The 24,245-nt window shown below is 60.6% G+C and carries 23 protein-coding genes, 1 tRNA gene and 2 pseudogenes; 17 read left to right on the top strand and 9 right to left on the bottom strand.

Annotated elements, in window-relative coordinates; all coding sequences use genetic code 11:
- Positions 1-178 precede the first annotated feature (178 nt).
- The 3 genes from V8P77_RS27875 to V8P77_RS27865 form a co-directional block, all read right to left on the bottom strand.
- On the bottom strand, positions 179-1,204 hold the full coding sequence (locus tag V8P77_RS27875) for an ABC transporter permease (RefSeq protein ID WP_017962559.1): 1,026 nt from the start codon (positions 1,202-1,204) through the stop codon (positions 179-181).
- 34 nt (positions 1,205-1,238) lie between these two features.
- On the bottom strand, positions 1,239-2,780 hold the full coding sequence (locus V8P77_RS27870; RefSeq protein ID WP_335915285.1) for a sugar ABC transporter ATP-binding protein: 1,542 nt from the start codon (positions 2,778-2,780) through the stop codon (positions 1,239-1,241).
- A 69-nt stretch (positions 2,781-2,849) separates the two neighbouring features.
- Positions 2,850-3,779 carry a sugar ABC transporter substrate-binding protein gene (locus tag V8P77_RS27865; RefSeq protein ID WP_335915284.1) on the bottom strand — a complete coding sequence of 310 codons (930 nt, stop codon included), beginning with the start codon at positions 3,777-3,779 and terminating at the stop codon, positions 2,850-2,852.
- A gap of 371 nt (positions 3,780-4,150) precedes the next feature.
- Here V8P77_RS27865 and V8P77_RS27860 point away from each other — a divergent pair, with 371 nt between their 5' ends.
- On the top strand, positions 4,151-4,648 hold the full coding sequence (locus V8P77_RS27860) for a DUF1993 domain-containing protein (protein WP_335915283.1): 498 nt from the start codon (positions 4,151-4,153) through the stop codon (positions 4,646-4,648).
- 6 nt (positions 4,649-4,654) lie between these two features.
- On the opposite strand, the gene V8P77_RS27855 is transcribed toward V8P77_RS27860, so the two are convergent.
- Together V8P77_RS27855 and galE are read right to left on the bottom strand one after the other, a co-directional pair.
- Positions 4,655-6,214, bottom strand: a complete 1,560-nt coding sequence (locus tag V8P77_RS27855; RefSeq protein ID WP_335915282.1) for an alkaline phosphatase family protein — start codon at positions 6,212-6,214, stop codon at positions 4,655-4,657.
- Complete coding sequence (gene galE / locus V8P77_RS27850; RefSeq protein WP_335915281.1) at positions 6,192-7,175, bottom strand: UDP-glucose 4-epimerase GalE; 984 nt, start codon at positions 7,173-7,175, stop codon at positions 6,192-6,194. The genes V8P77_RS27855 and galE overlap by 23 nt, the downstream gene beginning before the upstream one ends.
- 237 nt (positions 7,176-7,412) lie before the next feature.
- Between galE and V8P77_RS27845 the strand changes: the two genes are divergently transcribed.
- Together V8P77_RS27845 and V8P77_RS27840 are read left to right on the top strand one after the other, a co-directional pair.
- The gene (locus tag V8P77_RS27845) at positions 7,413-8,057 is read left to right on the top strand and encodes a ThuA domain-containing protein (RefSeq protein WP_335915279.1); all 645 of its coding nucleotides are present in this window, start codon (positions 7,413-7,415) and stop codon (positions 8,055-8,057) included.
- An 88-nt stretch (positions 8,058-8,145) separates the two neighbouring features.
- Entirely contained in the window at positions 8,146-8,715 is a 570-nt protein-coding gene (locus tag V8P77_RS27840; RefSeq protein WP_335915278.1) for a GNAT family N-acetyltransferase, read from the top strand.
- 33 nt (positions 8,716-8,748) lie between these two features.
- Here the strand turns inward: V8P77_RS27840 and V8P77_RS27835 are convergent, their stop codons facing one another.
- Positions 8,749-9,003: a DUF2934 domain-containing protein gene (locus V8P77_RS27835; RefSeq protein ID WP_025396445.1), complete on the bottom strand. Its 255-nt coding sequence runs from the start codon at positions 9,001-9,003 to the stop codon at positions 8,749-8,751.
- A gap of 200 nt (positions 9,004-9,203) precedes the next feature.
- Here V8P77_RS27835 and V8P77_RS27830 point away from each other — a divergent pair, with 200 nt between their 5' ends.
- From V8P77_RS27830 to V8P77_RS27810, 5 genes and pseudogenes are all read left to right on the top strand, one after another.
- Entirely contained in the window at positions 9,204-10,640 is a 1,437-nt protein-coding gene (locus V8P77_RS27830) for a DUF6880 family protein (protein WP_335915277.1), read from the top strand.
- Between the two features lie 36 nt (positions 10,641-10,676).
- Positions 10,677-11,237 carry a DsbA family protein gene (locus V8P77_RS27825; protein ID WP_335915275.1) on the top strand — a complete coding sequence of 187 codons (561 nt, stop codon included), beginning with the start codon at positions 10,677-10,679 and terminating at the stop codon, positions 11,235-11,237.
- 303 nt (positions 11,238-11,540) lie between these two features.
- Positions 11,541-13,172, top strand: coding sequence for an ArnT family glycosyltransferase (locus V8P77_RS27820; protein ID WP_335915274.1), 1,632 nt, complete (start codon positions 11,541-11,543; stop codon positions 13,170-13,172).
- 6 nt (positions 13,173-13,178) lie between these two features.
- Positions 13,179-13,290, top strand: a pseudogene (locus V8P77_RS27815) (thioredoxin); the annotation flags it as partial.
- Positions 13,291-13,717: 427 nt separating this feature from the next.
- Positions 13,718-15,166, top strand: a complete 1,449-nt coding sequence (locus V8P77_RS27810) for an adenylate/guanylate cyclase domain-containing protein (RefSeq protein WP_335915273.1) — start codon at positions 13,718-13,720, stop codon at positions 15,164-15,166.
- Between the two features lie 123 nt (positions 15,167-15,289).
- Here the strand turns inward: V8P77_RS27810 and V8P77_RS27805 are convergent.
- Positions 15,290-15,379, bottom strand: a tRNA-Ser gene (locus V8P77_RS27805).
- A gap of 304 nt (positions 15,380-15,683) precedes the next feature.
- On the opposite strand from V8P77_RS27805, the gene rplU reads away from it, so the two are divergent.
- The 4 genes from rplU (at position 15,684) to V8P77_RS27785 (ending at position 17,672) form a co-directional block, all read left to right on the top strand.
- The gene (gene rplU, locus V8P77_RS27800) at positions 15,684-16,001 is read left to right on the top strand and encodes a 50S ribosomal protein L21 (RefSeq protein ID WP_003543907.1); all 318 of its coding nucleotides are present in this window, start codon (positions 15,684-15,686) and stop codon (positions 15,999-16,001) included.
- Between the two features lie 34 nt (positions 16,002-16,035).
- Positions 16,036-16,305, top strand: a complete 270-nt coding sequence (rpmA, locus tag V8P77_RS27795; protein WP_003543909.1) for a 50S ribosomal protein L27 — start codon at positions 16,036-16,038, stop codon at positions 16,303-16,305.
- Between the two features lie 126 nt (positions 16,306-16,431).
- Entirely contained in the window at positions 16,432-17,088 is a 657-nt protein-coding gene (locus tag V8P77_RS27790; RefSeq protein WP_335915267.1) for a GNAT family N-acetyltransferase, read from the top strand.
- Positions 17,085-17,672 carry a GNAT family N-acetyltransferase gene (locus V8P77_RS27785; protein ID WP_335915265.1) on the top strand — a complete coding sequence of 196 codons (588 nt, stop codon included), beginning with the start codon at positions 17,085-17,087 and terminating at the stop codon, positions 17,670-17,672. Before V8P77_RS27790 ends, V8P77_RS27785 begins: the two co-directional genes overlap by 4 nt.
- A gap of 50 nt (positions 17,673-17,722) precedes the next feature.
- Here the strand turns inward: V8P77_RS27785 and V8P77_RS34840 are convergent, their stop codons facing one another.
- Together V8P77_RS34840 and V8P77_RS34835 are read right to left on the bottom strand one after the other, a co-directional pair.
- Entirely contained in the window at positions 17,723-18,004 is a 282-nt protein-coding gene (locus tag V8P77_RS34840; protein ID WP_373696480.1) for an exonuclease/endonuclease/phosphatase family protein, read from the bottom strand.
- A 208-nt stretch (positions 18,005-18,212) separates the two neighbouring features.
- Positions 18,213-18,590, bottom strand: a pseudogene (locus V8P77_RS34835) (endonuclease/exonuclease/phosphatase family protein); the annotation flags it as partial.
- 84 nt (positions 18,591-18,674) lie between these two features.
- On the opposite strand from V8P77_RS34835, the gene obgE reads away from it, so the two are divergent.
- The 5 genes from obgE to modA all read left to right on the top strand — a co-directional run bounded on the left by obgE (position 18,675) and on the right by modA (position 24,121).
- Positions 18,675-19,763, top strand: coding sequence for a GTPase ObgE (gene obgE / locus V8P77_RS27775; protein WP_335915263.1), 1,089 nt, complete (start codon positions 18,675-18,677; stop codon positions 19,761-19,763).
- Positions 19,750-20,919, top strand: a complete 1,170-nt coding sequence (gene proB, locus V8P77_RS27770) for a glutamate 5-kinase (protein WP_335915262.1) — start codon at positions 19,750-19,752, stop codon at positions 20,917-20,919. Before obgE ends, proB begins: the two co-directional genes overlap by 14 nt.
- Positions 20,912-22,195 carry a glutamate-5-semialdehyde dehydrogenase gene (locus V8P77_RS27765; protein ID WP_335915261.1) on the top strand — a complete coding sequence of 428 codons (1,284 nt, stop codon included), beginning with the start codon at positions 20,912-20,914 and terminating at the stop codon, positions 22,193-22,195. Before proB ends, V8P77_RS27765 begins: the two co-directional genes overlap by 8 nt.
- The gene (locus V8P77_RS27760; RefSeq protein ID WP_335915260.1) at positions 22,170-22,832 is read left to right on the top strand and encodes a nicotinate-nucleotide adenylyltransferase; all 663 of its coding nucleotides are present in this window, start codon (positions 22,170-22,172) and stop codon (positions 22,830-22,832) included. Before V8P77_RS27765 ends, V8P77_RS27760 begins: the two co-directional genes overlap by 26 nt.
- A 497-nt stretch (positions 22,833-23,329) precedes the next feature.
- Positions 23,330-24,121, top strand: a complete 792-nt coding sequence (modA, locus tag V8P77_RS27755; protein WP_335915302.1) for a molybdate ABC transporter substrate-binding protein — start codon at positions 23,330-23,332, stop codon at positions 24,119-24,121.
- The last annotated feature ends 124 nt before the right edge of the window (positions 24,122-24,245 follow it).

Here is a 24,245-nt window from a genome sequence, read left to right as displayed (position 1 = left end):
ATTCAAAGTGCTACAGCGTCCTTTGCGCGTCTTTTCAGACGTGCGGCGCTGTAGAGGGCGAATGAAGCGGTCAGAATAGAAAAGCTGACGGAATTCGCCACCTCTTTTTTCAGAAATCCGTGGGTGTTGAAATGAAACGGGGGCCGAAGCCCCCGCAAAAACCATCGCATGCCAGAGATCAGTGTTTGCGGCGTTTCTTCTGTCTGTAGACGTCGATGACGACAGCCGCGACGATGATGAGGCCCTTGACGATCTCCTGGTAGTAGGCGTCGATCCTGAGGAAGGTGAAGCCTGAGGTCATGACGCCGAGGATGATGGTGCCGATGACGGTGCCGGTGATGCGCCCGACGCCGCCGGTGAGCGAGGTGCCGCCGATGACGGTCGCAGCGATCGCGTCGAGCTCATATCCGACACCCATGCTGGCCTGTGCGGTTTCCGCACGCGCCGCCGTGACGATACCGGCAAGGCCGGCGAGCAATCCGGCAATCACATACACCTTGACGAGATGCGCCTCGATGTTGATGCCGGAAACACGCGCAGCCTGCGGGTTGGCGCCGATGGCATAGGTGAACTTTCCGTAACGGGTGTAGCGTAGCGCAATGTGAAAGATCAGCGCAACGACCAGGAAGACGACAACCGGCCAAGCTTTCGTTCCGATGAAATGAAACTGCTCGGTAACCCCGGAAACCGGCTGCCCCTTCGTATACCACTTCGCGACACCTCTGGCCGAAACGAACATGCCAAGTGTTGCAATGAAAGGCGGGATCTTCGTGTAGGCGATGAGAGCGCCGTTCGCGAGACCGGCCGCCGCCCCAATCAGCAGACCAACGACGATCGGCACGAAAGCCGGCAGGTCGGTCAGCGAGGGAAAAACGGCTCGCCCCCAGGTCGAGGACTGGGCGAAACTCGTTGCGATCATCGCCGTCATGCCGACGACCGAACCCGACGAAAGATCGATGCCGCCGGTGATGATGACCTGCGTGACGCCGACGGCGATGATGCCGATGACGGAGACCTGCAGGATCATGATCGTCAGACGCTGCGAATTCATCAGAAAGCTTTGGCCGATGAACATCCAGCCGAGCACTTCGTAGATGAGCGCGATGCCGACGAGCACGAGAAAAATGCTGAGTTCCGTCGGTATGCGCCGCCGCCTTTGCCGGGTTGCGAGCGGGGCCGCGCCCTCTGCTGCCTTGGTAGTCATGTCAAACCTCCCTTGGGAAATCGCCGGCGGCGCATCACTGCGCAGCCAGTTCCATCACCTTTATCTGCGTTGCTTCGTCGCGATTGAGGAAACCGGTCACGCGTCCCTCGTGCATGACCATGATGCGGTCGCTCATGCCGAGAACCTCGGGCATCTCGGACGAGATCATGACCACCGCCACACCGTCTCGCGCCATCTCCGTGACCAGCCGGTGGATTTCCGCCTTGGCGCCGACATCGATGCCGCGCGTCGGCTCGTCGAGGATGAGGATGCGCGGATTGGTGAGCAGCCAGCGCCCGATCAGCACCTTCTGCTGATTGCCGCCCGAAAGATTTTCCACCCGCTCGTAAAGATTGGGCGTTTTCACGCGCAGCTTTTTTGCCATGTCTTCGCAGGTTGCCTCGATCGCGCCCTGCTGCACGAAGCCGCCCTTGACGTATCTGTCCTGCAGAACGGCAATCTGCATGTTCTCGAGAATATCGAGGATCAGCAGACAGCCGGTATCTTTCCGGTCTTCGGTCAGGAACGCCATCCGATTGCGGATGGCCTCGGTCGGCGAAGAAATGGTCACCGGCTTGCCGTAGAGCTCGACCGAGCCGGAGCTTGCCGGCGTCACGCCAAACAGCGTTTCGGCAACATTGGACCGGCCGGAGCCGACGAGGCCGGCCACGCCGAGGATTTCGCCGGCCCTGACCTCGAAAGAGACGTTGTTGAAGACGCCCTTGAGACAAAGATCCTTGACGGAGAGCACGACTTCGCCGATCGGCACCTCTTCCTTGGGAAACATCTGGGTGATCTCGCGCCCGACCATCATGCGGATGATGTCGTCGCGGGTGACGTCGGTCGAGGCATGGGTGCCGATATATCGGCCGTCGCGGAAGACGGAGAACTCGTCGGCGATCTCGAAAAGCTCGTTCATCTTGTGGGTGATGTAGACGATGCCGATGCCTTGGGCCCTGAGGTCGCGGATAATACTGAAAAGATGCTCGACCTCGCGCTCCGTCAGCGCCGAAGTCGGCTCGTCCATGATCAGCACGTCGGAATTATAGGAAACCGCCTTGGCGATCTCGACCATCTGCCGGTTGGCGACCGACAGGAACCGGACTTCGATATCGGGATCGATTGATATATTGAGCCGGGCAAACAGCTCGTCGGTCATTCGATGCATCACGCCGTGATCGATGAAGCCGAGGCGGTTCTTCGGTTCGCGGCGGATCCAGATATTTTCCGCGACCGTCATGAACGGCATCAGGTTCAGTTCCTGGTGGATCATGGCAATGCCGTTCTCCAGCGCGTCGAGTGGAGATTTCAGCCGGATCTCGATCCCCTTCAGGCGAATGTCGCCCTTATCGGGCGTGTAGATGCCGGCGAGGATCTTCATCAAGGTCGATTTGCCGGCGCCGTTTTCGCCCATCAACGCATGCACGGAAGCGCGCTTCAGCCGGAACTGCACGTCGTCGAGTGCGACGACACCAGGAAATTCCTTGCGGACACCCTCGGCGCTCAAGAGATATTCCGCATTCGGGACGGCGCCGCTTGCACGCACCGCGGCCATGGTTGTCGGGCTGACGGCCATATCATCTCCTCCGGATACAGGTAGGCGAAAAGGATGCGGGCAAAGCCCGCATCCAGTGTGGCGTTCGCCTCAGTTCTTGGCGACGAAGTCCTTGACGTTGGCAGGCGTGACGAGCTGGAAGGGAATGTAGACCTTCTTTTCGATTTTTTCGCCCTTGGCGAGCTTGAGCGCTGCATCGAGCGAGCCCTTGCCCTGGCCGGCGGCATCCTGGAACACCGTGACGTCGAGATCGCCCGCCTGCATGGCGGCAAGCGCGTCCTGCGTGGCGTCGACACCGCCGACGACGACCTTGCTCATATCCTTGCCGGCCGCCTTCAGCGCCTGGATGGCGCCGATCGCCATTTCGTCGTTGTTGGAGATCACGGCGTCGAATTCGATGCCGCTGGAGAGCCAGTTGGTCATCAGGTCGGCGCCCTGGGTGCGGTCCCAGTTGGCCGTCTGCTCTTCGACGATCTCGATGCCTTTGCACTCATCGGTCTTGAGGACGTCATGGACGTCCTGGGTCCGCATGCGCGCAGCCTGGTTGGAGAGTTCGCCCATGATGACGACGGCCTTACCCTTGCCGCCGAGAATACGGCAGATTTCCTTGGTTTCCAGCGTGCCGGATTCCAGCTCGTTGGAAGCGACGAAGGCCTGCTTGTCCGGCAGCGTGTCGACGTTGACCGGCTGACGATTGACGTAAACCAGCGGAATGCCGGCATCGGCCGCGAGCTTCGACATCGCCGTGGTCGCATCGGTATCGACAGGGTTGACGATGATTGCATCGACCTTGGAGGCGATGAAATTCTGGATCTGGCTCTGCTGCTTGGAAACGTCGTTCTGCGCGTCTTCGATCTGCAGCGTTACGCCGCTCAGTGTCTTTGCATAATCGGTCATGCCATTGCGCAGAACGGTCAGGAAATTGTCGTCGAATTTCGCCATCGAGACGCCGACCGTTTCTGCGTGAGCGGCCGTCGACAGGACGAGCGCCATCGCAGTGCCCAGGATAAACTTTTTCATTTTCACTTCCTCCACAAAGCGGTGCCCGGCTGCACCCTCCTCACGCCGGAGCTCCAGGCATTTGCTCTGAAGCCGCAATTCCCTGCGCCGCCTCTCCCGCGGCGCTCCGCAAAACGGAACAAACAAACCGTTAAATCTGTTCTGCGGAATATTCATTCCATTTTCTGCGAACGGCGTCAAGTATCTTTAGCGGCGACGAGATATGGATGAGAGCGCAATGCCATGCGGACTTCACGACCGACGCCCGCATTCTGTTGTGAAAGACCAGGCGAGCATCCATCTATGGGAGGGTCGAAGACGGGCTCACGGCCGCAGACGCCTTCGACCTCTCGCCGCGACCCAATCATTTGAAGATTTTGGAGACAGGACAGATGTCCATTTCGATGTATCGCCTCACCGTTCCGATGTTCCAGCGCGGCCTCGCCAGCCTGAAAACCTACCTCGACAAGGCCGAGGCCTATGCGAAGGAAAAGAATATCGATCCCACCATATTGGTCTACGCTCGCCTGGCGCCCGACATGCTGCCGCTCTCCGGCCAGTATCAGCGCGCCAGCGACAGCGCCAAATTTGCGCTCGCCCGCCTGACCGCGACCGATGCCCCGAAATTCGAAGACAACGAAACGACATTCGACGACCTGCGCGAACGCCTGGCAAAAACCGACGCCTATCTCGCCGGCTTCTCGGCGGAAGCCTTGGAAGGTACGCAAACCCGCCAGATCACCCTGCCGGGAAAGAGTGGTATCGTGCTGCCGGGTGACGAATATATCGCCACCTTCGCCCTGCCGAACTTCTATTTCCACGTCGCGACAGCCCACGCCATCCTGCGCAATCAAGGCGCGCCGATCGGCAAGCGCGATTATCTCGGCTAAGTGATATCAGGGCCGGTGCGTCACCGGCCCTCTTTCCGTCAGCTCTGTATAGGCGAGCGTCTGATCGAGATGGCGTGCTCGGAGCGACAGCAGCTTCTCGGCATAGTCGAGCCGTATCGCCGCATAGGCCGGATCCGCCGCGACATTGTCGAGCTCCATCGGATCGTCGGCAAGATTGAAGAGCAGCGGCGGCAAGGCGGCAAAATGCACATATTTGAACCGGGCGTCGCGGATCACCGCGAGATTGCATTCGTTGGGCCGCAGCTGGAAATGCCGCTCGGCCTCGCCATGCGCAATGTCGCGGAAATCGAATTCCCAGAATGCCGCATCCCGCCAGCCCTGTCCGCTCCCACCCCTGACAAACGGCATGAGCGACTTTCCATCGAGCCCGTTCTTCGTGTCGATGCCGAGCCTTTGGCAAAGTGTCGGAAAAATATCCGCAGCGCTGGTGAATTTGTCGACGACCCCACCCGCAGCACTGCTTGCGGGATCGCGGATGACAAGCGGAATATGATAGCTGCCGTCGAAGAAGCCGCCCTTGCCGAGCATCCAGTGATCGCCCGCCATCTCGGCGTGATCAGAGGTGAAGACAATAAGCGTATCGTCCCAGGCGCCCCCATCCTTCAAGGCCTGCCAGATACGGCCGAGCTGCGCATCGACCTCCGATATCATGCCGTAATAGATCGCCCGGATCGCAGCGAAATCCTCGTCGTTCCAGCCGCTGAGCGGCCCCGTTGCGCCGCGGATGAAGTCGCCCCTGTCGGAGCGCGGCATGGCATAGGCGAGATAGGGGTGACAGCCCTCTTCCACTTCGCGGTTTTCCGCGCGGGCAAAAGCCGGCCCCTCGCCCGGCTTGAACATCCGGTTGAACGGCTCCGGCACGGAGAATGGCGGATGCGGCCGCAGGAAAGAGATATGCGCGAACCACGGTCTGTCCTGTTCGCCCATCCAGCGGATGAACTCGCCGGCCAGGAACGCCGTCTGGGTCTCGTCGCGCGAATAGGCCGGTGACGCATCGGAAATTTCTCCGGCTCCAGCACCGGAGGGAATATGGACATCGCGGCTGACGGCATCGGCATGGCCGCGAGACCTGAGCCAGGAAAGCCATTGATTCTCATGCTCCGGCAAAAGCTGGCGGGCGGTAAAACCCGGCAGCACGCCTTCGTAGGTCGTCAGATGCGGATCGCCGGCATCCATCCTGCGCGGATCGGGCGCCGTATCCGTGTAGCCGAACAGCGTCGGGTCGTATCCCGCCCGTCGGGCGGCCAGCGCCAGATTGTCGAAACGGGCATCGAGCGGCGAACCGTTGCGGCAGACGCGGTGGTTCATCTGATAGAGACCGGTATAGAGCGTGGCCCGCGCCGGCGAGCAGGGCGCCGCTCCGGCATAGTGCCGCCGGAAGAGCGTGCCTTCGCGCGCCAGCGCATCGACAGCAGGCGTCTTTACGCAAGCATGGCCGACGGCCGACAGGCAATCACCGCGCCACTGGTCCGCCGTGATCAGCAGGATGTTCGGCCGGCGGGCTTTCTCAATGCTGGTTGGCTCAATGCTGGTTGGATTTTGCATGCCAGTCCCAGGCGGAGCGGATGATCTCGGACAGATCATACTGCGGCACCCAGCCGAGCACGTCGCGCGCCTTGTCGTTATTGGCGACCAGCGTATGCGAATCGCCTTCGCGGCGACCGATATATTCGACCGGGAAAGGCCGGTTCGACACGTCTTCGATCGCGCCGAGCAATTCCTTGACCGTCGTGCCGGTGCCGGTACCGAGATTGAGCGCAACGGAATCGCCGCCCTTCAGCAGATATTCGACGGCGCGCACATGCGCATCGGCAAGATCCAGCACATGGATATAGTCGCGCACACAGGTGCCGTCGCGGGTCTCGTAATCGCTGCCGAACACCTTGAAACCCTGTCGGCGGCCAAGCGCCGCGTCGATCGCCAGCGGTATCGCATGCGTTTCCGGCTGGTGCCATTCGCCGATCCGGCCCTCGAAATCGGCGCCGGCCGCATTGAAGTAGCGCAGCACGACCGAGCGCAGGCTCCTGTACTGGTCGTAATCGGCAAGCGCCTGTTCGACGATATATTTCGTCCGTCCATAGGGATTGATCGGCACCTGCCGGTGCGTCTCATCGAGCGGGACGCTCTGCGGCAGGCCGTAGGTCGCGCAGGTGGAGGAGAAGACGAAGGCATTGATGCCGGCCGCCTGCGCCGCCGAAAGCAGCGTCAACGTGCCGATCACATTGTTCTCGTAGAAGGCGACCGGATCCTTGACCGATTCGCCGACCTCGATCAGCGCCGCGAAATGCAGGATCGCCGCGGGCTTGTGTTTGGCCAGCACCTCATCCAGCCGGGCGCGGTCGCGAATATCGCCTTCCTCGGCCGGCCCCCATCTGACGAACTCGCGATGGCCGTTCGAAAAATTGTCGAAGACGACAGGCGTATAGCCCTTGTTCGCCAGGTCGAGGCACGTATGCGAGCCGATATAGCCGGCACCGCCGACGACAAGAACCGTTTCACCTGCCATGCACCACCCTTATTATTCATTGAGAAATGGGAGAAACCTAGACGAGATATACGTCAATAAAAAGAAGGAACTGCGATCGGCGTCAATGGACAATACGTCAAATGCCGAAGTCGCCCCATTCGTGTGGTTTGTTCCGGATCAGCAAGTAGCCTTGAATTATTCGCGTGATTTGCACAGTCGCCCGATCTAATGGGCTTCCCACCACCATGTGATGATCAACGGTCTAGGAGAGCGCGAATGAGAAAGGCATTGATCGTTTGGGGCGGCTGGCAAGGCCACGAGCCGGAGCAATGTGCCGATATCGTCGCCGATCTCCTGCGCGAAGACGATTTTGCGGTCGAGGTGACCGGCGATCTCGGCGTGTTCGGATCTCCGACGCTGGCGAAGGCCGATCTGCTGGTACCGATCATCACCGGCGAAAAGCTTGAGAAGGAGCATGCCGCTGGATTGGTCGAAGCGGTGCGCGGCGGGCTCGGGCTTGCCGGTCACCACGGCGCGCTCGCTACGTCCTTCAAGGAAAGCGCGCCTTTCCGTTACGTCTCCGGCGTCACCTGGGTCGCCCATCCCGGCAACATCATCGACTTCCGCGTCGCCGTTACCCGCCAGGACGATCCCGTCATGGAGGGCATTCCCGATTTCGACTATCGTTCGGAGCAATATTACCTCCATTACGATCCGACCGTCGAAATCCTTGCGACCACCACCTTCACCGGCGCCTACGATCCGGCAGCCCGAAATGTGGTGATGCCCGTCGTCTTCAAGCGCCATTTCGGCGCCGGACGCATCTTCTATTCCGCCCTCGGCCACGTCGCAGCCGAATTCGACCATCCCTATATGCCGCTCATCTTAAGGCGGGGCCTGAGCTGGGCCGCACGCCAGTAACGTCAGGACGAGCCGCCTGGAGGGCAGCCTCGCCTGATCGGCCGGGCGACCGCTTGCCGATCACCTGCCCGCGCCATAACTTGCCCGGATGCAGGATCGCTTCTCTTTCTTCCCCGCCACCGCCGACCGCCTGGCCGACATAGAAGCGGTCTTCGACGATTGCGCCGACGGCCGGAATTGTCGCTGCGCCTACTGGTATCTTCCGAATGCCGACTACAAGGCAGGATGGGGCGAAGGAAATCGCAACTGGTTCCGAAGCCTGCTCGCCGAACGGCGCCCGCCCGGCATTCTCGGCTATCACGAGAATGAGCCGGCCGGATGGTGCGGTGTCGCGCCACGCGCCGTATTCGATCGGCTGCGCCGCTCAAAACCCTTTGCGCCGGTCGATGACAGGCTGGTCTGGTCGATCAATTGCTTCATCGTCCGCAAGCCGTTCCGGCGGCAGGGTCTGTCGCGATTGTTATTGAAACACGCCGTTGAATTCGCAAACGCGAACGGCGCCGAATGTCTCGAAGCCTACCCTGTCGACCAGGCTGCCCGTGCTCCGAACGGAGCCGAGCTTTATCCGGGAACGCTCTCGATGTTTCTGGATGCCGGTTTCACCGAAGTGGCAAGACGCCTGCCTGCAAGACCGGTCGGTCGCCTGGAATGCCGCTGAATATTTCGGCAACCCAGGGATTGATAATATGGCTTAGCGGGCCGCCTTGATCTGCCGGTCGTTCTCCAAGGCGGGAGCCGCCTCGTCATAGATCCGCATCAGCCGCCCGGCTGCCTTGAGCTTCTCGATGAGGTCGTTTCCATCAGGCGAGGCCTTCGTCAGCTCCAGCTGCTCGAACTCCCTCAGCGCCTGCGCCCAGTGGCTTTCCCCACGCCCATCCGGCCTGCCTTCCGATTCCCATAGCGAATAAGCGCGCTGGCTGACCCAGGCGTCTTTATTATGACTCATAATCAACCCCAGCGAGAAATTTGGAAGCAATATTCGACAGGCAACAAGGTGCCAAAACCGGCTTTAGGAGTCGTTACGAGGCAGCGTTAGTTTTTAGCTAATCCGAGGTGCCGAGAGATTATTCCGTGCACCCATTCCCGGACCTTGGCCTCGTACCGTCTGCAGGGTAGGGTCACCCGCAGAAACGACAGCGATGACCGATGGCAGCCAAGACGACACTCAATGCGAAGAATCTCGAATCCCTTGGTGCGCAGCGCCTTGCCGAGCTGCTGATCGAGGTCAGCATGGGCAGTGCAGCCCACAAGCGACGGCTTCGAATGGAGCTTGCCGGCAATCACGGCAGCGACGAGGTGGCGCGTGAGGTACGAAAGCGGCTTTCCAGCATTGCCCGCGCCCGCACCGTCATCAACTGGCACAAAGTGAAAGCGCTGAAAAGCGATCTGGAAATCCAGCGCAAGACGATCGCAGAGACGGTTGCCGCCGATGATCCCCAGGAGGCGTTCGAACTGATATGGCAGTTCCTCGCACTGGCGAATCCGATCTTTGAGAGATCCAGCGACAGCAGCAGTTCTCTCATCCAAAGTTTTCATCAGGCTTGCGAGGATGCTGCCGCAATCGCCGCGTCCGCCAGGATCGACTCCAATGTTCTGGCCGAGAAGGTGTTCAAAGCCGTGCAAGACGATGGTTACGGTCAGTACGAGAGCCTGATTGCGGCGATGGTGCCAGCCCTCGGCAAGGATGGTCTCGATTGCCTGAAAACGCTCTTCGTCCAATGGTCCAAGGAGCCGAAAGACAAGCCGGCCAGGGATGAGCGCAAGGTCATCGGCTGGGGCAGCGCAAGCCCCCTTTACGAGGATGAGATCTTCGGCACGCACCGGGATCTGACGGTGCGCATAGCCTTGCAGGAAATTGCCGACGCCCAGGGCGATGTTGATGCCTACATCGCCCAGCACCCCGAGAAAACGCGCAGGATGCCGATGACTGCGGCCGATATCGCCAATCGCCTAGTCTCGGCCGGCCGGGCAAAGGAAGCACTTAAGGTGCTGAATGAGGTCGATGCGACAGGCCGGGCCGGCATGCCATTCGAATGGCAGCTCGCGCGCGTCGAGACGCTCGAGGCCCTGGGGCGGGGAGAGGAGGCTCAAACCTATCGATGGACGTGCTTCGAGCAGTCGCTGCACGACCAACATCTCCGCGGCTTCCTCAAGCAACTGCCGGACTTCGACGATCTGGAGGCAGAGGAGAAGGCATTCGCCCATGCCCAGGCTTTCCCGGACGTCCACCAGGCGCTTGTATTTTTCCTGCGTTGGCCGGCTGTTGCCGAGGCAGCAAGACTCGTGATGAGGCGGAAGGCGGAACTGGACGGCGATCGCTATGAGCTGATGCCGGCGGCGGCCGAAGCTCTGGCGGAGAAGCATCCGCTTGCGGCAACCATCGTCCTGCGCTCCATGATCGACTTCACGCTCGATAGCGGTCGGTCCAGCCGCTATAAGCACGCGGCAAGGCATCTTGCGGACTGCGCATTGCTTGCGCCTCATATCGATGACTTCGGCAACACAAGATCGCATGACGCCTATGTCGCGGAACTTAAGCGTCGGCACGGCAAGAAGCATGGCTTCTGGAGCCGGGTGACTTAAGTCGCTTCGATGCCTTAACCTTCAGAGAGGAATTCCATGACGACCACTTCCTGGCATGCCGATCCGCTCACTTGGGGCAATGGACCCCGCATCTTCGAAGTCTTTCTGGAGCCGACCTGCCCCTATTCCGTCAAAACGTTCAAAAAGCTCGATGACCTGCTCGGCCAGGCCGGCGAAGACAAGATCACCGTGAAGATCCGCCTGCAGTCGCAACCTTGGCATATGTTTTCGGGCGTCCTCGTCCGCTGCATCATCGCAGCCTCGACGTTGGAAGGCGGCAAGCAGACAGCAAAGAAGGTGATGGCCGCCATTGCAGCCCATCGCGAGGAGTTCGAGTTTGAACGCCATGCCGGCGGCCCGAATATGGATGTGACGCCGAACCAGATCATCGAGCGCCTGGAAGACTACAGCGGCATCAAGCTGAAAGAGGCCTTCGCAATTCCGGATCTCGACCGGCAGATCAAATGGCACTGCAAATATGCCCGGCAGAACGGCATCCACGTCTCGCCGACCTTCATGATCGACGGGCTGGTGCAGCCCGACATGAGCAGCGGCGATGAGGTTGGATCCTGGGTGAAGAAGGCGCTGGGGAGCTGACGCTGGCCATGTGTCAGAGACTATCAAGGTCAGCCGTCTCTCACCGATGCCCTTATTGTGTTCGTACGGGGATGGGAATCAGTAATGAATCTGGGCTAATTGCTTTTTAAGGCTTTGCTGGTGAACTGCCCTCATGACAAAGCCGCCCCGCAAGCCTTTCAAACCGCTGCTCGGTGAAGCCTACGAGCCACTTCGCAGCCGACAGCGCCGACGGCCGAATCCCGCTCAACCAAATCTTCCTCTCGACCAGATGCCGGCGCGTATCGCGCCGTGTCGGGCGTCAGTGGGAAGGACACGGTTCAGGTGAGCGACGACCCGAAATTGAATCGTGCCGAAGGTCAGCAATGTCGGCAGCAGACGAGCGACTGGGACATGGTTGCTCGCAAATACCCGAGCCTCGACACTGCGATCTTGCTGGGGATCCTGTTTATTGCCATCGTCTTCAGGTTCCATAAGATCACCTTGCCGCTGGTCGACGGCTTCAGCTGGCGCGAGATAAGCACCGCAATGATGGCCGACAATTTCCAGCAGCGCAGCTGGAACATCTTCTTTCCGGAGGTCAGCTGGACCGGGCCCGCGCCAAGCTATCAGGGCCGCGAGTTCCAGATCGTCAGCTATCTCACGGCCTTGCTCTACCAACTCTTCGGCTGGCAGGACTGGTTCGGCCGCACGGTTGCGGCATTCTTCGGTCTGGTGACGGTTTTTTCGCTGCACAGGCTGACAGCGCTATGCTGGGGCGAGATGCACGCCCACGCGGCGACGCTGGCCTACACGCTGATGCCGGCGGCGATCATGATCGACAGCTCGTTTCTTCCCGATCCCGCGATGCTGGCCTTGGTCACTCTTGGTGTCTGGCTGTTCGTCAAATACTGGGCCGGCGGCAGCCGCTGGCTCTTGCCGCTCGCCACGCTCAGCTTCTCGCTCGGCGTGCTGTCAAAGCTGCCAGGCATCGCGGCCGGCGCCGTCATCTTCTATCTGATGGTCTGCTGGATTCGGGAGAAGAAGCGAAAGCAGGCAAGCTGGGTTTTGCTGTCGGGGCTTTTGAGCCTGGCCATCATCGGCGCTTATTACATCTGGGCGATTTATCTCGGCCGCAGCTATCCGCCGTTTCATATCGCCGGCACCGGCGGTTATATCTGGGATGACGGCTTCTGGACTTATGTCAGGGACAGGTTCTACTTCAATTCCTTGTGGAACACCTCGGTCTTGTGGTTCTACGGCTATCCGTTCTTGGTGCTGCTGGCCGTCGGCTTGTGGATGCCGCGCAGCCCCGCCGAAGACCCGAAGCAACGCGTCCTTTCGGCCATTCCCTATGTGTGGCTGGCTGCGGCCATCATCCTCTATCTGGCGGCGGCGGGCGAGATCACCAGCAATGTGTGGAATCTCCACATCTTCCATGTGCCTATCGCGATGTTCTGCGGCCACGGCGCGCTTCTTCTGGCAACGCTTGGGTCGAGAACCGTTCTGACGCCGGCAGTGATGCTTCGCTCGATCTTCATCGTGGCCATCGCGCTTGCCTGGTCGACCTTGCCCCTCGTCAGGACGATGAAGGAGCCAATCGCCATGAACGGCAAGCTGCTCGGCGAGGAACTGGCGCGGTTGGCGCAACCGGGCGACCTCGTCGTCGCCATCGCGCCTGAGGTCGGCGATCCGGTCGCAGTCTACTACAGCAGGGCGCGCGGCTGGGTGTTTCCGCCTGGCGGAGGCGATGCCGAATGGTCGAAATTCGTTGCCGATGACGCCACGGCGATCGCGCAGCTCGAAGAACTGCGCGCGCAGGGCGCGGATCTGTTCGGCGTGGCCAAGAACGCCACCGACAAGGAGGGCCGGCTGTTCGTCGAGCATCATGATGGGGTTATCGACCATCTGGACAGGACCGCAACCAAGCTTGTGGATTCGAGTAATTTACTGGTCTATAGGATCACTCGTCCATGAGAACCGAGACGGTCTGGCATCCATGTCGCGCCGACCTTCATGATAGACGGGCTGGCGCGGCGACATGAGTAGCGGCGATGAGGTTGGAGCCTGGGTGAAGAAGGCGCTGGGCAACTGACGCCGACCGGGTGCCAGAGACTATCTCCCCGCCCATTTGTCTGCTGCCAGTTCTCGACCGCCATGAATATCCATGTGTCGCGATCTTCCCAATCTGCCTATTCCCTGGTTCAAGACTGGTTTCGCAAGCTAAACAGCCATATAGACATGTAGCTGCGTGCCACGCCGCCGGACCCAGGCTTGCCAGCGGTCTCTGAGTTTTCGGATCGTCCGCCATCTGGTCTCCAAAAACTTGGTGAAGATCTGCATAGGGCGCCTCCGGAAGCGTATTCGCAAAACCCCGCTCTGGTCACGACCTTGTGTCAGCAGGGTTCATTCGGTAGAATTGGGGCCGGCAATCTACGGCGGGTTCGAGTATGTAGGTCATTGGGAACTCGATCCCGGTGGGCACCGAAATTCCGCTCGTAACGCCTTCGGACAAGTTGACCATGACTGGCGTCGACGATCGGCTTCTCGAAAGCAAGATGATCCAGATCGAGCAGGCCCGATCCTGGAACCCGCGCGTGATCTCTAAGTTCGAAGCGCTAATCAGGGACGGCAACGACCTCTCCCTTTATCGTGTCAATCCGCTGGCGTTCGCACGTGACCGCGCGATAACTGAGACGGAATCCATTGACCTGTTCCTCCATGCCACCCGATGCGGCCTGTTCGAGATGACCTGGGATGTGCTTTGTCCCCAATCTGGAATGGTGCTCGACAGCTTCGGCGCCTTGCGCACGCTCAAGACTCATTATGTCTGCGGCTTGTGCGATGTATCGGGCGAAACTGACCTCGATGACTTCATCGAAGTTACGTTCTCCGTGTCGCCGCATCTTCGGCGGCTGCCGTTTCATGATCCCGACTCGCTCTCGGTCGAAGACTTCCACTGGAAGCTTCGCTTCGCCAACGACGGGAGGCTGCCCGGCCAGCAAGCTCGATTTCTCGACTACCTACGCGGACTGGTCCGCGGCCTCACCTATCTGCCGCCGAGCTCGAGCGTCACGCTACGGGCGGAACTGGGTCCTGGTGTTCTCTCCGGCGTGAATGTCCAAACGCAAGCCGCCTTCATGACGCCGATATCAGGTGAGCCGGCCACAGCGCCCACGCTGCTGCGGGTCAGGTATGATGGGCAACGCTTTTCCCCGGCCCTGGCCGTTTTACCGCCGGGTCCCTGTATTATCGAGGTGGAAAATACAGGACCCGTTCGTGGCTCGCTGCTTTTGATAAACTGGCCGCCCGAGGTGGCAGCCCTAACAATCAAGCCGCAGCTCGAATTTGAGCCGTATATCTCCGGCGGGATGTTGCTAGCAAGGCAGACCTTCAGGCGCCTGTTCCGGTCCGAGCGCGTCGACGAGTGGGAAGGGCTCGGCATTCGCCAAGTGACTTTTCTCTTCACAGACCTAAAAGGTTCAACGGCTCTGTATGAGCGCCTGGGCGACCTGAACGCCTACGCCTTGGTGAGGGAGCATTTTGCTCTCCTCGAATTGACGGCACAGCAACATTCCGGCGCCATCGTAAAGACGATCGGCGACGCGGTGATGGCCGTCTTCTCTCGTCCGATAGACGCAGTTTCGGCGGCATTGCAGATCTTAAAGGAAATCGAGCGTTTCAATCTCGAACATGGTGAGCCGGGCATCATCCTGAAAATCGGTGCACACTGCGGCCCATCGATAGCTGTCACACTAAACGATAATCTCGACTATTTTGGTCAGACCGTAAATGTTGCCGCCCGCGTGCAATCTCTGGCAGATGCCGGCGAGATTTGTATCTCGGAAGCGCTCTACACCGCGCCAGGTGTCATTCATCTCCTGACTGGCCACCATGTTGTGGAGTTTGGTTCCCCACTCCACGGCGTTGAGGGCAATGCTTCCGTGTATCGCATCATCAACAGACCATAACCACCTGCGTCGGCCTTTTGGGGACGGGTTGCTTCAGCCGCGCCGCAGATGTAGCCGTGCAATGTAACGCACGCGAAACCGGGCGTTTTCGCACGTGCTCCATTGCATGATAATTATGTTTTATGGCGGAGAGGGTGGGATTTGAACCCACGATACCCTTGCAGGTATGCCGCATTTCGAGTGCGGTGCATTCGACCACTCTGCCACCTCTCCGCGGTCTGGTCGGCGCTTGTTCGGCGCGGGCGTTCTCATAACGGGCAAATGACAGGCTGGCAAGCCGAAAAGTCGAACCATTCCATCCTTTTGCCTTGACACTTTTTTGCCACTCGGCTATCTCGGCTGCGCAATAGGTTTGGAGAAATCCGCGCCTAGCTTGTCCTGCGCTTGCGCGGGGCTTCACCGGCAGGACGAGTTCGAGGATTACACCTCTGAAATCCCTGCTTAACTTCGACTGATAAAAAGACGGCCACCTGCTCAATTAGCGGGGAGCGCTGGAACGAACATGAAAGGATAAAAAATGTTCGCAGTCATCAAGACCGGCGGTAAACAGTACCGTGTGGCAGCCAACGACGTGCTGACCATCGAAAAGCTGGAAGCCACCGCTGGCGATTCCATTGAATTCACCGAAGTGCTCGTGATCGGCGAAGGCGCCGACGCTGCGATCGGTGCGCCCTTCGTAACCGGCGCCTCTGTCAAGGCAGAAGTCGTCGAACAGAACCGCGGCAAGAAGGTCATCGCCTTCAAGAAGCGCCGCCGTCAGAATTCGAAGCGTTCGCGCGGCCATCGTCAGCATCACACGGTCGTCCGTATCACGGACATCGTGGCTGCCAAGTAAGATCAACGGGACAAGGTTTTAAAGGAGAACTCCAATGGCACACAAAAAAGCTGGCGGTTCATCGCGCAACGGTCGCGATTCTCAGTCCAAGCGCCTTGGCGTGAAGAAGTTCGGCGGCGAAGCCGTCATCGCAGGCAACATCATCGTGCGTCAGCGCGGTACTGAGTGGCATCCGGGTTCCAACGTCGGCCTCGGCAAGGATCACACGATTTTTGCGCTTACCGCCGGCAATGTGAACTACCGAACCAAGGCCAACGGTCGCGTCTACGTGTCTGTCATGCCGAAAGCGGAAGCAGCGGAATAAGCCGGTAGCGCTCAAAAACAGCCGGCGTCTCATCGACCCGGCTGGCCGTATCAGGTTCAGTCTAGAAAACAGGGGAGATGGGGCGCCATCTCCCCTTTTTCTTTACCCCTCAAGGAGGACTGAACCATGCAAGGCGAATTGTTAAGGGAAGACCAATCACGGTCTCCCCGGGAAGACCAGCGGTCTTCCACGGAGCGGCTGAGGCCGGAACGGTTAAGGACCGATTGCCCTGTCTTGTTATCGGAAAGGCTCGTCATGCGCGCGCCCCACGAAGAAGACATCGACGCCCTTGCCCATCTCGCCAATAACGCCAAAGTCGCCACCATGGTATCGCGTATGCCGCACCCCTATACCGCCGATGATGCTGCCGACTTCGTGCGTCGCACGAAAAATGGCGAGATTGGCAAGTGCGTCTATGCGATCACCAAGGCCGAAAACGGCGCCTTTATCGGTTGCTGCGGCGTGGAGCCGCAGACAGACGGCAAGACCGTCGAGATCGGCTACTGGCTGGGCGAGCCCTATTGGAACAAGGGTTATACGACCGAGGCCTGCCATGCCCTGGTCGATATGGTGTTCAGGACCCGTCAGGACGTCGATCAGATCGACGCCCGTTGCCGGGTGATGAACGTCGCCTCGCGCCGCGTCATCCAGAAGTGCGGCTTCCAGTTCCAGGGTTCGGGGCTCGCCGCCTCGCTGGCGCTCGGCAGCAACGTGCCGGTCGAATGGTACAGGCTCGACCGCAAGACCTGGATGTCCCTCCGAAGCTGGGGGAACATCGCATGAGCACGACGGCACTGCAAAGGCCGGAGGCCAAGCCGATGATGCCCGGCCCCGCGCCTGTCATCTCGACCGCCCGGCTGACGCTCCGCCCCCACAGGCTGAGCGATGCGCCTGCGATCGCGGAATCGCTTTCCGATTTCGCGGTCACGCGCATGCTGTCCCGCGTACCGGCACCGTTCGACCGGCAGGATGCGCTGGACTGGCTGATCCCGGTCACCTCGGGCATCCTGCCCGACTGGCCGCTGGCGATTACCGGCAAGGACGATGTCCATATCGGCAACGTCTCGATCGAGCTACGCCACGGCCGCTGGCACCTCGGCTACTGGCTGAACCGCTATTACTGGCGGCGCGGCTATATGAGCGAGGCGGTGGCAGCGATCATCGAGCGCTTCTCGCGCCGCATGCCGGAGACGCCGATCCATTCCGGCGTCTTCGCCGACAACCCGGCTTCGCTGCGACTGCAGGAGAAGCTCGGTTTCCGCATGACGGGTTGCGGCGAAATCTATTGTTTCGCCCGCAACACCATGGTCTCGCACATCGAAACCGTGCTGCAGCCGGGCATGCTGCAGCCGCGGAAGGTCGCCTGATAGAGCATGGACTAGAAAAGAGAGGTCGCCGCACCGGCGGCGTCTCTCCCTTAACCGCCGATCTCGACCCATACACGGAAATGATCGGAGCCCTCGGACTGCGTATCGATCCGGGCGGACTTCAACCGGCCCTCGAGGCCGCAACTGACGAAGCAATAATCGAGATGCATGCGTTTGCCGTTATCCCCGGGATCCATCCAGCTGTAGCTCTCCGGAGAGTAAGCCTTCAGTGCCGCAAAGGCGTCGACCGGTGTGCCGATCCTCGCCACACGGCCGTAATATCCGCCGGCCGCGCCGGCAAGCGCGCAATATTCCGGCGATTCCGGCTCCATGTTGAAATCGCCCATGATGACGTAATCCTCCGGCAGCGGCGGCTCCGGCAGATCGAATTCGCCGGCCCCGGTCAGCGACCCGCCCTCCTGGACGAAGGCGTTGATATGCGCGTTCAGGAATTGCAGCTGGCGGATGCGCTCCTCGGCGGAGACATGGTCGAGATGGACGGAATAGACGCGGATCGCACCGCCGGGTGCGGCGATCACAGCCTCGGTTGCGCCGCGCTGCAGGTTGATCTTGCCGATCGTGCGGCTGCGCGGCAGAAGCAGCGTCGGGGTTCGAGACAACAGGCCAGCGCGACAGCACCATGTTGCCGAACTGGAATCGCGTGCCGCGCGCTGGCTGCAGTCCGCCTTCGACCGCTTCGACATGCATGTCGCAGGCCGGCCCATACACCCAGAAATGGTCGGGAAAGAAAGCTGCAATATCGGCCGCCATGTCGGCAAAACCGTTGCGGGAGAAGCCGCGGGTCACCTCCTGCAATGCGATGACATCGGCTCCCTCGAGGCTCCGGGCAATGCGCGCCAGATCGTATCTGCCGTCGAGACCGAAGCCGTACTGTATGTTATAGCTCGCAAAATTCATGATAATCTTTGACCTCCGTCGGAACCGCCTATATCGAATGGGCCAAGACGGGCCGTCCAACTGCCACTGAATATTGGAAGTAAAATGAAATTTCTCGACGAAGCAAAGGTCTATATCAAGTCCGGGGACGGCGGCGGCGGCAGCGTTTCCTTCCGACGTGAGAAATTCATCGAGTTCGGTGGCCCGGATGGCGGTGATGGCGGGCGCGGCGGAGACGTCTGGGTCGAGGCCGTCAACGGCCTGAACACGCTGATCGATTTTCGCTATCAGCAGCATTTCAAGGCGACGATCGGCACCCATGGCATGGGCAGGAACCGCACCGGGGCCAATGGCAGCGACGTGACGCTGAAGGTTCCCGTGGGTACCCAGATCTTCGAGGAAGATCAGGAAACGCTGATCTGCGACCTGACCGTCGAAGGCCAGCGTTACTGTCTCGCCCATGGCGGCAATGGCGGCTTCGGCAACGCCCACTTCAAAACCTCGACCAATCAGGCGCCGGATTGGGCCAATCCCGGTCTGCCCGGCGAGGAAAAGACCATCTGGCTGCACCTGAAGCTGATTGCCGATGCCGGCCTCGTCGGCCTGCCCAATGCCGGCAAGTCGACCTTCCTGGCATCAGTCACCCGTGCCCGGCCGAAGATCGCCAACTATCCCTTCACCACGCTGCATCCCAATCTCGGCGTTGCCACCATCGACGAACGCGAATTCATCCTGGCCGACATCCCGGGCCTGATCGAAGGCGCCCATGAAGGTGTCGGCATCGGCGACCGTTTCCTCGGCCATGTCGAGCGCACCCGCGTGCTGCTCCACCTCATCTCCGCCCAGGAAGAAAAGGTCGGCAAGGCCTATAAGACGGTCAAGCACGAACTCGAAGCCTACGGAAACGAGCTGACCGACAAGGCGGAGATCGTAGCGCTGTCGCAGATCGACGTGCTCGACGATGCCGAACTGAAGAAGAAGACCAAGGAATTGGCCAAGGCCTGCGGCAAGACGCCATTCCAGATTTCGGCCGTCACCGGCAAGGGCATGACCGAGGTGCTGCGCGCGTTGCGCGACATCATCGTCGAAGCCAATACCGAGGAGAAGCCGGCCAAGGTGCCGAAGCTGCGCCATCGCGACATGGTCGTCACCGATGAGGGCGGGGACAAGGACGAGGACGATGACCAGCCGTAAGCCGCTTGGCCGCTACCGCCGCATCGTCATCAAGATCGGATCTGCGCTTCTGGTCGACCGCAAGGCCGGGCTGAAGAAGGCCTGGCTCGACGCCATGTGCGCCGATATCTCCGGCCTGAAGGCCAAGGGCATCGATGTGCTCGTCGTCTCTTCGGGCGCGATCGCACTCGGCCGCTCGGTGCTCGACCTGCCGTCAGGCGCGCTGAAGCTGGAAGAAAGCCAGGCGGCCGCCGCCGTCGGCCAGATTGCGCTGGCGCGTGCCTGGTCGGAAAGCCTGTCGCGCGACGAGATCGTCGCCGGCCAGATCCTGCTGACACTCGGCGATACCGAGGAGCGCCGCCGTTATCTCAATGCGCGCGCCACCATCAATCAGCTTTTGAAGATCGGCGCCGTGCCGATCATCAACGAAAACGACACGGTCGCCACCAGCGAGATCCGCTATGGCGACAACGACCGGCTGGCCGCCCGCGTCGCGACGATGACCGGCGCCGATCTGCTCATTCTTCTCTCCGATATCGACGGTCTCTACACCGCGCCGCCGCATCTCGATCCGAACGCAACGTTCCTCGAGACGGTCGCCGAAATCAACCCCGAGATCGAGGCGATGGCCGGGGGTGCCGCCTCCGAGTTTTCGCGTGGCGGCATGCGCACCAAGATCGATGCCGGCAAGATTGCGACGGCATCAGGCTGCGCCATGATCATCGCCTCCGGCAAGACCGACAACCCTCTGTCGGCAATCGAAAACGGCGCGCGTTCCTCCTGGTTTGCGCCATCGGGCACACCCGTTACCGCCCGCAAGACCTGGATTGCCGGGCAGCTGCAGCCGGCCGGCGAACTGCATGTCGATGACGGCGCCGTTGTCGCCCTGGGCGCCGGCAAGAGCCTGCTTCCTGCCGGCGTACGCAGCGTTTCAGGCCTCTTCAGCCGCGGCGACACGGTGGCGATCATCGGCCCGGCCGGCCGCGAGATCGCCCGCGGCCTAGTAAGCTACGATGCCGACGATGCCCGCCGGATCGCCGGCCGCAAGTCGGCGGAGATCGAGGCCATTCTCGGTTATGCCGGGCGCGCCGCCATGGTTCATCGCGACGACATGGTGATGACCGCGCAGACTGGTTCGAAATCGGAAAGGCAGAAGAAGGACGCAAGCTATGCTTGATACCGTTGCGCCAGGCCCTGACATTGACGTGCTGATGAACGACATCGGCCGCAAGGCAAAGGCTGCCGCACGACCGCTGGGCTTTGCATCCACCGAGGCGAAGAACAGCGCGTTGAACGCCGTGGCCGATGCGATCCTGGGCAACAAGGCGCATATTCTTGCCGAGAACGCCAAGGACCTGAAGGATATCGAAGGCACCGAGACGCTCGCTTCCTTCGTCGACCGGCTGACGCTGAACGACAAGCGCGTCGCCGAGATGGCCGAGGGAATCCGCGCCATCGCCGCCCTTGCCGATCCGGTCGGCGAAGTCATTTCTGCCTGGGACCGGCCGAACGGCCTGAAGATCGAGCGCGTCCGCACGCCGCTCGGCGTCATCGGCGTGATCTTCGAAAGCCGGCCGAACGTTACCGCGGATGCCGGCGCGCTCTGCCTCAAGGCGGGCAATGCTGTCATCCTGCGCTGTGGCTCGGATTCGCGCCGTTCATCGCAGGCTATCCATGCCTGCCTGGTCGAGGGCCTGAAGGCGGCGGGACTTCCAGAGCATGCTATCCAGCTCGTGCCGGTCACCGACCGTGCCGCCGTCGGCGCCATGCTGCGCGGCTTGGACGGGGCGATCGATGTCATCGTGCCGCGCGGCGGCAAGAGCCTGGTTGCCCGCGTGCAGAGCGAGGCTCGTGTGCCGGTTTTTGCCCATCTCGAAGGCCTTTGCCACATCTATGTCGATGCCTCGGCCGATATCGAAATGGCCAAGAAGATCATCGTCAACTCCAAGATGCGCCGCACCGGCATCTGCGGCGCAGCCGAAACCCTGCTCGTCGATGGCGCCGCGATCGGCACGCATCTGACGCCGCTGCTCGAGGTCCTGACGGAAGCCGGCTGCGAGATCCGCGCTTCGCCAACGGTGCTGAAGGTCGCACCCGGCTTGAAGCCCGCGACCGAGGAGGACTGGTCGACCGAATATCTCGACGCGATCATCTCGGTTGCCGTCGTCGACGGCATATCGGGCGCCATTGCCCATATCCAGACATATTCCTCCAACCACACCGAGGCTGTTATCGCCGAGGACCCCGCCGTCGTCGCGCGTTTCTTTACCGAAGTCGATTCGGCAATCCTGCTGCACAATGCCTCGACGCAGTTTGCCGATGGCGGCGAGTTCGGCATGGGTGCGGAAATCGGCATTGCCACCGGCAAGATGCATGCCCGTGGCCCCGTCGGCGTCGAACAGCTCACCTCTTTCAAATATCGGGTGCATGGTGCCGGACAGACGCGGCCCTGACGTGACGACCGAGAATGTGGACCGGCACTATCTCCGCATGCCGCACAGCGAGCGCGGCATGGTCGTCGGCCTGTTCGGCGGTTCGTTCAATCCGCCGCATCAAGGCCACGCGCTCGTCGCCGAAATCGCCATCAAGCGGCTCGGCCTCGACCAGCTCTGGTGGATGGTCACCCCGGGCAATCCGCTGAAGAGCCGCAACCAGCTCGCTCCGCTTGCCGAGCGCATCACTGAGAGCGAGCGTGTTGCCGCCGACCCGCGCGTCAAGGTCACCGCCTTCGAACAGACGCTCGGCACCAGCTACACCGCCAACACGCTTGCCCGCGTCAAGGCGCGCAATCCGCATGTGCATTTCATCTGGATCATGGGCGCAGACAGCCTGCAGTCCTTTCACAAATGGCAGAAATGGCAGGAGATTGCCCGCACCTTCCCGATCGCGGTGATCGATCGGCCGGGCGCGACGCTGTCCTTCCTCTCCTCGAAAATGGCAAGGACCTTCGATTTCGCCCGTGTCGACGAGGATGATGCCCGTGTTCTCTGGAAGAAACGTGCGCCAGCCTGGACCTTCATCCACGGACCGCGCTCCGGCCTAAGCTCGACTGCAATCCGCAACGGCTCGTCGCACAGCGACGCCGAATAGCCTAATTTTCAGAAAATCCCGAAAACGAGAAAGCCCGACGGGGGAGGAGATCCGTCGGGCTTATAAACTCGATCGACAACTGGGAGGAGGAGTGCTGTCGATCCTATCGAACGGCTATGGGAGGAGGAGAAGCCGTTTCGATGAGTGTGTTATACCATATTTCGCAGGAAGATGAATATCGATTGTTGCATTGCAGCAATGCATTGCGTGCAATCCTGCGCAGTCTTGTGGCTTTGGTATTGCCGTTTTTCTTAGCAGAAATCAACGGAGCATGCTCTGCCGCCGGGAGTCCTTGCGGTCTGCCAACCTGTCGCTCGGGTATTTCCACCCTGTGGATCTCACGCTGCGGTTCAAGCCATGCACTCAACAATGCGTCACTATTGGGTCGTTGCGGAGACAGCGATCCAATATGGTTATATTTTCCTGGATATATCCCTAGCCAAGGCGCCTCACCCGTTATATTCGTCGCAATATCTCGAATTCCGGGGAATTGAATGATGCAAAAGCGCCGCCAATGGATGAAACTGGCAACCGCCGCGATCGCAGCCCTCTGGCTTGGCGCAGCAGCGCTTCCGGCGCCTGCCGCCGCAGGCGAAAAACTTACCGTCTTTGCGGCGGCGAGCCTCAAGGATGCGCTCGACGCCGCCAATGCCGCCTGGGCGAAGGAAAGCGGCAAGGAAGCCGTCGTCTCCTATGCGGCAAGCGGCGCGCTGGCCAAGCAGATCGAAAATGCCGCACCCGCCGATATCTTCATCTCGGCCGACCTCGACTGGATGGATTATCTCGCCACGAAGAACCTGATCAAGGCCGAGACCCGTTCCGACCTCCTCGGCAACCGCATCGTGCTCGTTGCCGAAAAGGACAAGGCAAAAGCGGTCGAGATCAAGCACGGCTTCGATCTCGCCGGGCTCCTCGGTGACGGCAGGCTTGCCATGGGTGAGCCGAAATCGGTTCCGGCCGGCAAATACGGCATGGCCGCGCTCGAAAAGCTCGGCGTCTGGAAATCGGTCGAAACCAAGGTCGCCGGCGCCGAAAGCGTGCGCGCCGCCCTGGCCCTCGTTTCGCGCGGCGAAGCGCCCTTTGGCATCGTCTATCAGACGGATGCCGCAGCCGATAAGGGTGTCACCATCGTCGGCACTTTCCCCGCCGATTCGCATCCGTCGATCGTCTATCCGATCGCGATCCTCGCCGAGAGCAAGAACCCGGATGCGTCAGCCTATCTCGACTTCCTGAAATCCGACAAGGCTGCTGCCTTCTTCACGGCGCAGGGTTTCACCATCCTGAAATAGTCGGGAGTCTGAAATGATTGCGGATTTGCACGTCAGTGTGCCTGACTTGAGGCTCACATCACGATACTTCAGTCTGCTGACGAAGACCGCCAACTGCTCTATCGTCATGCTCGGGCTTGTCCCG

Source organism: Rhizobium aouanii, assembly GCF_037002925.1.
In the GTDB taxonomy this organism is placed as follows: Bacteria; Pseudomonadota; Alphaproteobacteria; order Rhizobiales; family Rhizobiaceae; genus Rhizobium; species Rhizobium aouanii.
This window is presented reverse-complemented; position numbering and strand designations above follow the sequence as displayed.